An 8,749-nucleotide genomic window follows, 5' to 3' on the forward strand; every position below is an offset into this window, starting at 1 on the left:
CAGGGACGACTTCCCATCGCTCCGCTCTACGAGATCTCCCTTCACCGAGCACCACCTTCCACAGTGACCACCCGGTCCGCGATCGCGAGCAGCGACGGGCGGTGCGCGACGACCACGACGGTGCGGCCCGCCCGCGCACGGGCGCGAAGGGTATTCAGGACGGTGGCTTCCGTGGCATCGTCGAGGTGCGCGGTAGGTTCGTCGAGCAGCAGCACGTCCCGCGGTGACGCCAAGGTCCGGGTGAGCGCGAGCCGTTGCCGCTGACCGAGCGACAGACCGGTTCCGTCGGCACCGACGACGGTATTCCACCGCTCCGGAAGTTCGGCCAGTACGACGTCGAATCCCGTTGCTCCGCAAATCTCGTCGAGGTCCGGAGCCTCGGGGTCGACTCCGGTGAGCCGCAGGTTGTCGGCGAGAGTTCCGGGAAGCAGCACCGGCCGCTGCGGCAGCCACACGACCCGTTCCCACCACTGATCGGCGCCCACCGCCGGGGTGCCGTCGACGGTGACGGTCCCTTCCGCCGGTTCGGCAAGGCCGAGGAGCGCGAGCAACGCGGTCGACTTGCCGCAGCCGTTGGGCCCGGTGAGGACGGTGATCTCACCGGGGCGACACACCGCGTCGAGCCGGTGCGGGGCGTGCCCGTCACGGCCCGCGACACTCAGCCCGTCGAACATCAACTCCGGCGCGGTGTCGGGACGGTGATCGGGGCGCTCCCCCACCACTGCCGATGCAGATCGGGAAACATCGGTTCCTGCGGTATCGAGGATCGCGAACGCTCTTTCCGCGGCGGCCATTCCGTCCTCGGCGGCGTGGAACTTGCTACCCACGGTGCGTAGCGGGAGGTAGGCCTCCGGCGCGAGGATCAGCGCGATGATGCCCGCCTCGAGCGGCATTCCGCCGTAGACGAGCCGCATGCCGATGGCCACCGCGACGAGCGCGACCGAAAGGGTCGCGAGGAACTCGAGGACGGTGCCCGACAGGAACGCCACCCGGAGCGCGGACATCGTGGTGCGGCGGTGATCGTCGCCGAGTTCGCGGATGCGGGCTTCCGGTCCGCGTTCACGGCCCAGCGCACGCAGCGTCGGCAGGCCGGCGACCAGATCGAGCAGCTGCGACGACAGCGCGGTCATCGCCGACAGGGTGCGATCGGCCTTCCCCCTGGTAAGGAAACCGATGAGGATCATGAAGATCGGGATCAGAGGAAGAGTGACCACGACGATGATCGCCGACGTGAGGTCCTGTGTGGCGATGACGACGATCGTGATCGGCGTGAGCGTGACGGCAAGAAGCAGCGCCGGAACGTAGCCGGTGAGGTAGTCGCCGAGGCCGTCGAGGCCGCGGGTGAGCACGGTGGCGATCTCGTCGCGGCGTGGGTCCAGCTCGCGGGGCGGCAGAGCCGACGCGGCATCCAGGACTTCGTGTTCGAGTTCCGCGATCACGCGCGTTGCGGAGCGGTGCGCGTAGCGGGAATGCAGCCAGGTCACCGCGACCCGCACGACGACGGCCGCAGCGAGGACGGCGAGCTCGGTGTTCCATTCCCCGAGCGACCGTGCGTCGGTCGTGATGACGCCGGCGAGGACCGTGCCGATCGTAAGTGCAGTCACGATCACCATCGCGACGTCGACCAGTGACGTGACGACCGTGAGGACGAGATATCCGCGCGCCGCGGCGGAGTAACGCCACAGCCGCAGATCGATCGGTCCCCGCCGACGTGCGCGCACGTCGGCGGGGACCGCGGCGGCCGGAGCCGTCACTTCGCTCCGATTTTCAGTCCGATGGACTTGGGGATCTGCGCGGTCGAGATGCGTTGGCGGAACACCCAGTACGTCCAGCCCTGGTAGATCAGGACGACCGGTGTCATGATCGCCGCGGCCCAGGTCATGACCTTCAGGGTGTAGGAGCTCGACGACGCGTTCTCGATCGTCAGCGACCATGCGGGATCCAGGCTGGACGGCATGACGTTCGGGAACAGCGACGCAAACAGCAGCACGATGGTCGCGATGATCGCGAAGGTCGTGAAGGCGAATGCCCAGCCCTCCCTCTCTGCGGCGGTGAGGGCGACGACCGCCAGCAGCGACAGCGCCGCGACGGCCACGAGGATCCACGTCCAGTCCTTGCCGTAGGCCAGCTGGGTCCACAGTACGAACCCACCCGCGACCGGGATGGCCGGGATCGCCAGCCGTCGAGCGAGCTTCACCGCGTCCTCGTGCACGTCACCCGCGGTCTTCAGCGCGATGAACACTGCCCCGTGCAGCGCGAACACGAGCGCGGTGGTGGCGCCACCGAGCAGCGCGTACGGGTTGAGCAGATCGAAGAACCCACCGACATACTGTTTGTTCTCGTCGATCGCGACACCGCGGACGATATTCGCGAATGCCACGCCCCACAGCACCGCGGGTACCCACGAGCCGAAGATGATGCCCCAGTCGCAGCGGCGACGCCACGTCGGATCGTCGATCTTGCCGCGCCATTCGATGGCACAGACACGGACGATGAGTGCGAGCAGGATCAGCAGCAGCGGGAGGTAGAACCCGGAGAACAGGGTCGCGTACCACTCGGGGAAGGCGGCGAACATCGCGCCGCCCGCGGTGATCAGCCACACCTCGTTGCCGTCCCACACGGGACCGATGGTGTTGAGCAGCACCCGTCGTCGGGTGTCGGCACTCTCGCTCCTGCCGCGTCCGAGCACCGGCATGTGCATGCCGACGCCGAAGTCGAATCCCTCGAGAACGAAGTATCCGGTGAACAGCACGGCGATCAGGATGAACCACACTTCGGGAAGTCCCATGACCGTCTCCTAGTACGCGAAGGACAGCTGTGTGGGCTGTCCGTTGTCGTCGGACTCGTCGTCGTGCTCGCCGGGTGGCTGCGCGTCGTGTTCCAAGGGGCCTTCCCTCGCGTACTTGCGGATGAGCCAGAACCACACGACCCCGAGGCCCGCGTAGACCAGGGTGAATGCGACGAGCGAGGTGATCACGGTCGCGGGCGCGTGGTTCGACACGCCCTGGTCGACGGTGAGCCGGATCATGTCGACGCCGGTCGGGTTCGGGTGGACCACCCAGGGCTGGCGGCCCATTTCGGTGAAGATCCAGCCGGCGCTGTTCGCGAGAAACGGTGTGGGGATCGCTGCGATGCTGAGCCATCCGAACCATTTCTGATCGGGCACTCGTCCGCGCCGGGTGACCCACAGGCCCGCGAGGGCCAGTGCCGCGGATCCCGCTGCGAGACCGATCATCGCGCGGAACGACCAGTAGGTGACGAACAGATTGGGTTTGTAGTTGCCCGGGCCGTACTGCTGTTCGTACTGGGCCTGCAGGTCTTCGACGCCCTGCAGCGTCACCCCGGTGAACTCGCCTTCGGCAAGGTAGGACAGCACGAACGGCATGTCGAGGACGTGGATGACGCCGTCGCAGTCGTTGTGGGTGCCGATGGTGAGGATCGAGAAGTTCGGGTCGGTTTCGGTATGGCACAGGGATTCTGCCGAGGCCATCTTCATGGGTTGCTGCTCGAACATGAGTTTGGCCTGCATGTCGCCGGTCACGAACAGGCCGATACCCGAGATGATCATGACGAGCAGGCCCAGACGGGTCGCGGGGCGGAACATCGTGCGCGCGTCCGATTCGAGGCGCTCGGCTTCGAGCACATCCGTTTCGACAGTGTCGGATTCACGGATCTTCTTGGCACGACGCATGTTCCGCACCATCCACCAGCCGGCGATACCGGCAACGAAGGTCGACGCGGTGAGAAAGCCGCCTGCTACCGCATGAGGGAACGCCGCGAGCGCGGTGTTGTTGGTGAGCAGCGCCCAGATGCTCGTCAGTTCGGCGCGGCCGGTGTCGGGGTTGTAGATGGCACCGACAGGGTGCTGCATGAACGAGTTGGCGGCGATGATGAAGTAGGCCGACGCGTTGACACCGATGGCGACGAGCCAGATGGTCGCGAGGTGAACGAGTTTCGGCAGGCGGCTCCAGCCGAAGATCCATAGTCCGAGGAATGTGGATTCCATGAAGAAGGCAACGAGGCCCTCCAATGCGAGCGGCGCACCGAACACATCGCCGACGAAACGCGAGTACTCGCTCCAGTTCATGCCGAACTGGAATTCCTGCACGATGCCGGTGGCCACACCGAGTGCGAAGTTGATCAGGAACATCTTCCCGAAGAACTTGGTGAGCCGATACCAGTGATCCTTCTTGGTGACCACCCACATCGTCTGCATGACCGCGATCAACGGGGCGAGCCCGATGGTCAGCGGAACAAGAATGAAATGGTACACCGTCGTGATCCCGAATTGCCATCGGGACAGGTCGAGCACATCCATTGCCACCACATCCATTGCCACTCCGAGTGAAGCCCAGTACGGGGACCGGATCCGATCGCGGTTCCACGTCGGATTCTTCGCACGAGGCCACCCTCGACCGACGAGCGCGACCTTGTTACTACGAACGGTAGTAGAAAATGTCGGTGCCGCCCACCATCGGTGGTCACAACCACACCTCGGCCGCCCGCGCGGCCGAGCTCACTCGAACGTCAGCGCGCGGCGGCGATCGCCTTGTCGACCAGCTTCTCGATCTCCCTGTCGAGGGCCTCGGTGGCGAGCGCGTGCCCGTCGAGCGTGTGCACGCGTGCGGCGAGCGCCACACTCGACAACAGCCACACGCCGTCGGCGACGATGAGATCGGCGGGCCGCAGCGCCTCGTAACGCACCGTGAAGTCGTGATCGGGCGCCGCGTCGAACAGCGCCTGCTGGGTGGTTCCCGGCAGGATGCCCTGTTCCGGCGGTGTCGTGAGCAGGGTCCTTCCGCGCGCGATCACCACCGTCGACCGGGGGCCTTCCAGCACGTGCCCTTCACTGCTCGTGTAGATCACATCATCGGCACCCACCGATTCCGCGTGCCGCAACGCGGCCATATTGGTCGCGTACGACAGGGTCTTCGCACCGAGGAGCTGCCACGGCGCTTTCTGCGCCAGATCCACCGAGAATCCGCGTTCGAGCGACACCACCGAGACACCGTCGCGTCGTGCGGTCTCCACACGGTCGGCCACCGGCGTCACCAACAGGAACGAGGTGGGTTCGTTGCCGGCCTCCCTACCGCGCGTGTACACGAGACGAAGCGCGCCTTCCCGCTCGTCGCCCCACTGCTCGACGGCGAGATCGATCGCCAGTCGCCAGTCGTCGAGGTCGGGGGCGGGCAGATCCGCCGCGGATGCCGACGACGCCAGCCGGGCGAGATGCAGCTCGACCGCACGGGCCTTCCCGCCTCTCACCAGCAGCGTTTCGAAGACACCGTCCCCACGCAGCACTCCGAAATCGTCGGCGTGCAGCAGGGGTGCATCAGCATCCCTCACCTCGCCATCCAGTGTCACCAGCACCCGATCAGCCATGCCGACCACCCTATCCACTACTCCCCCTCCGTTCGCTTCCCCATAGACTGGTGTCGTGGCCGAGTTTCCGATCGTGTCCGAGAGCCCATTGCTCACCTTCCCCGATGCCGTCGCGTCGCTACCCGGAAGTCCCGATGAGGGCCTGCCCTGGCACTACGGGGATCCACTGGGAGAACAGCGCGCGGCTGTCACCTCCGTCGCCGTCGTCGACCGCTCGAACCGCTTCGTCATCGCGATTCCCGGCGACGAACGTCTGAGCTGGCTGCACACCATTTCCAGCCAGGACGTGCAGTCGCTGCCCGACGGAACCTCCGCCGAGAATCTCAGTCTCGACCTCAACGGACGCGTCGAGCACCACTTCGTCCAGACCGATCTGGGCGGCGTCACGTGGATCGACACCGAGCCCGATCGCGGGCCGGGCCTCCTGGGGTTCCTCACCAAGATGGTGTTCTGGTCCAAGGCCGAGCCGCGCGACGGCAACGAACTCACGGTGCTGACCTTGCTGGGGCCGGCTGCAGGCAGTGCGCAGATCCTCGCTGTACTGGGCCTCGACGCGCTGCCCACCGAAACGTACGCGGCCGTCGCGCTTCCCGGTGGCGGATTCCTGCGCCGGATGCCGTGGCCCACCGAGCACTCCTACGACCTTCTGGTGCCACGCGAGAAGCTCGCCGAGACCTTCACCGCCCTCACGGACGCCGGGGCTCGTGCCGCAGGTATCTGGGCGTTCGAAGCACTGCGCGTCGCCGACACGCGACCGAGGGTGGGTCTCGACACCGACGACCGCACCATCCCGCACGAGGCGAGATGGATCGGCAGTCCCGCCGAGGCAGGCGCCGTACACCTCGACAAGGGGTGCTATCGCGGCCAGGAGACCGTCGCCCGCGTCCACAATCTCGGTAAACCCCCGCGAAACCTCGTTCTGCTGCATCTCGACGGCTCGGCCGACGGCCGCCCCGAACCCGGCGAGGCGATCACCGCCGGAGGCCGGTCGGTCGGACGCCTCGGCACCGTCGTCGATCACCACGAACTGGGCCCGATCGCGCTGGCCCTCGTCAAGCGGAACATCGCGCCGGACACCGCACTCGTCGTCGGCCCGTGCGCTGCAGCGATCGATCCGGATTCGGTACCCGCCGACGACACGGTCCAGGCCGGCCGCCTCGCGGTCGAGCGGCTGCGCGGCCGGTGACCGTCGCACCGAATCCCGGCCGGGTCGACGCCGTGTGTGTGGTGCACGAGATCCGGGCCAGCGGCACGCGCCGCGTCCCCGTCACCGGAATCGACAAGCGACCGGTGGATGACGCTGTGCACGTCGGCGGTCTCGGCCTGACCGGCGACCGGCAGTGCGACACCGAACATCACGGGGGACGGTTCAAGGCCGTCTACGCGTACGGCGACGACGAAGCCCGGCGCTGGGCCGACGACCTCGGACGCGACCTCCCCGCCGGATGGTTCGGGGAGAACCTTCGCACCAGCGGAATCGCGACCAGCGACGCGGTCATCGGCGAGCGGTGGCGGGTGGGCGACGCCGGTCTCTTGCTCGAAGTGACGGGCCCCCGCACACCCTGCGGCACGTTCGGCGTGTGGTCCGGCGAGACGGGCTGGGTCAAGCGGTTCTCGGCCCGCGGCGACACCGGCGTCTACCTGAAGGTGATCGACGAGGGCCCGGTACGGGCCGGCGACCGGATCATCGTCGAGGATGTGCCCGGGCACGGGGTGACCGTTCGGGATCTGTTCACCGGACGCGACCCGGAGCGGATCGCGGTGATGCTCGAGCAGCAGGACGATCTGTCGCCGAGTGTCGCGGACAAGGCCCGGCGACGGGTCGCCGGACGAGAGGTACGGGTGGCGTATTGAGCGTCGAACTGGTCGAAGTGGTGCGCTCCGGGTTCCGCGAGTGCGTACATCGAGGATCTCTGGTGGTCCTGGACCCGCGCGGTGAGGTGATCGTCTCGCTGGGCGAGGTCCACACACCCATCTACCCCCGCTCGTCGAACAAGCCGCTGCAGGCGACCGCGCTGCTTCGGCTGGGGTTCGCGCCGCGCAACACCGCCGAACTGGCCATCGCAACGGCGTCGCACGAAGGCGAATCGGACCACATCGAACTCGTCGAGGAACTGCTCGCCTATTCCGGCTTCGAGGAACGTGCGTTGCTGTGCCCCGCGGATCTGCCCGGCAACGAACTGGCCCGCGCCGAGGTTCTCGCGGCGGGTCGTGTCCCTCGGCCCGCCTACATGAACTGCTCGGGTAAGCACGCCGCGATGCTGGCGACGTGTGCCGCCAACGGTTGGCCCACCTCGAGTTATCTCGACTCCTCCCACCCCCTGCAGCAGGCGGTGGTGGAGACGATCCTCGAGCTCACGGGCGACATCGAAGAGACCGATCTCGGCATCGACGGATGCGGCCTCCCGATCGTCCCGGTTCCGCTGATCAACCTGGCCCGCGCGTACTCCCGGCTGGCGACGGCCGAGCCCGACACGCCCGAGCGCGCCGTGGCCGATGCGATCCGCGAGCACCCGTTCCTCATTTCCGGATCGGGCAAGGACGACCTGCGGCTGATGCAGGCCGTTCCCGGGCTGATGTGCAAGGCCGGAGCCGACGGCATCCACGCGGGCGCATTTCCGGACGGCTCGGCGTTCGCGTTCAAGATCGACGATGGTCACGAGCGTGCCCGGCTTCCCCTCACCGCCGCTGTCCTCACCCGGCTCGGAGTCACTGCCGATGAGAAGCTCGCGGCCCTCGCCTCACAACCCGTACTCGGTGGTGGGGTGAGGGTCGGTACCGTCCGAGCCGTGCCGGGAGTGTTCTGAGCCCCATCTTCACACATGTGAAAATCGTATTACCGCAGGTCGGGTGCCAATGAGATGTAACGGACACCCGCCCGGACGGGTGGGTGGGAGCGGAACTGAGTTTTCCAAGCTAAAGTGGGGCACAGGAAAATACTCAACATACCGGGGCCGCCAAATTCCCCAGGCCGCCCCGTCAAAGCGCGAGGGGGTTGGCCATGGGCCGCGGCCGAGCTAAGGCAAAGCAGACCAAGGTTGCAAGGCAACTGAAGTACAGCTCGCCATCCACCGACTTCGAGAGCCTTCAACGAGAGTTGTCGGACGGAGAGTTGTCGGGCGGTGCACCCAACTCGCACAGGGACGAGGTCTTCGCCGACCAAGGTTCCGGTTGGGACGACAACGACGACGACTGGCGTCGCTGACCAGACGCTGACCACTAGTGGAGGGGGAGCCGGCATCGGCTCCCCCTCCGCTAGTGGTGACGTCGACCGATCGAGTGGTCATCGTGCGTGTGCGACGCAACGACCGCGAGTTCACATGAACACGAACAAGGGTCGGGGATCCACGCCTGTCTCTTATACACA

8 protein-coding genes are annotated in these 8,749 nt (G+C 66.8%); 4 read left to right on the forward strand and 4 right to left on the reverse strand.

Going from position 1 to position 8,749, the window contains the following annotated elements:
• Positions 1–41: 41 nt before the first annotated feature.
• From cydD to ACFWCF_RS08175, 4 genes are all read right to left on the reverse strand, one after another.
• Entirely contained in the window at positions 42–1,754 is a 1,713-nt protein-coding gene (gene cydD / locus ACFWCF_RS08160; protein ID WP_378559392.1) for a thiol reductant ABC exporter subunit CydD, read from the reverse strand.
• On the reverse strand, positions 1,751–2,788 hold the full coding sequence (gene cydB / locus ACFWCF_RS08165) for a cytochrome d ubiquinol oxidase subunit II (protein WP_378559395.1): 1,038 nt from the start codon (positions 2,786–2,788) through the stop codon (positions 1,751–1,753). The genes cydD and cydB overlap by 4 nt, the downstream gene beginning before the upstream one ends.
• A gap of 9 nt (positions 2,789–2,797) precedes the next feature.
• Positions 2,798–4,318, reverse strand: coding sequence for a cytochrome ubiquinol oxidase subunit I (locus ACFWCF_RS08170; protein WP_378559475.1), 1,521 nt, complete (start codon positions 4,316–4,318; stop codon positions 2,798–2,800).
• Positions 4,319–4,527: 209 nt separating this feature from the next.
• The gene (locus ACFWCF_RS08175; RefSeq protein ID WP_378492099.1) at positions 4,528–5,382 is read right to left on the reverse strand and encodes an aminodeoxychorismate lyase; all 855 of its coding nucleotides are present in this window, start codon (positions 5,380–5,382) and stop codon (positions 4,528–4,530) included.
• A gap of 55 nt (positions 5,383–5,437) precedes the next feature.
• Here ACFWCF_RS08175 and ACFWCF_RS08180 point away from each other — a divergent pair, with 55 nt between their 5' ends.
• The 4 genes from ACFWCF_RS08180 (at position 5,438) to ACFWCF_RS08195 (ending at position 8,587) form a co-directional block, all read left to right on the forward strand.
• Positions 5,438–6,568, forward strand: coding sequence for a YgfZ/GcvT domain-containing protein (locus ACFWCF_RS08180; RefSeq protein ID WP_378559398.1), 1,131 nt, complete (start codon positions 5,438–5,440; stop codon positions 6,566–6,568).
• The gene (locus tag ACFWCF_RS08185; protein WP_378559401.1) at positions 6,565–7,236 is read left to right on the forward strand and encodes an MOSC domain-containing protein; all 672 of its coding nucleotides are present in this window, start codon (positions 6,565–6,567) and stop codon (positions 7,234–7,236) included. Before ACFWCF_RS08180 ends, ACFWCF_RS08185 begins: the two co-directional genes overlap by 4 nt.
• Positions 7,233–8,189: an asparaginase gene (locus ACFWCF_RS08190; RefSeq protein WP_378559404.1), complete on the forward strand. Its 957-nt coding sequence runs from the start codon at positions 7,233–7,235 to the stop codon at positions 8,187–8,189. Before ACFWCF_RS08185 ends, ACFWCF_RS08190 begins: the two co-directional genes overlap by 4 nt.
• A gap of 194 nt (positions 8,190–8,383) precedes the next feature.
• Positions 8,384–8,587: a DUF3073 domain-containing protein gene (locus tag ACFWCF_RS08195; protein WP_378492095.1), complete on the forward strand. Its 204-nt coding sequence runs from the start codon at positions 8,384–8,386 to the stop codon at positions 8,585–8,587.
• Positions 8,588–8,749 lie beyond the last annotated feature (162 nt).

The sequence above is a fragment of the Rhodococcus sp. NPDC060090 genome (assembly GCF_042729855.1).
Taxonomy (GTDB): domain Bacteria; phylum Actinomycetota; class Actinomycetes; order Mycobacteriales; family Mycobacteriaceae; genus Rhodococcus.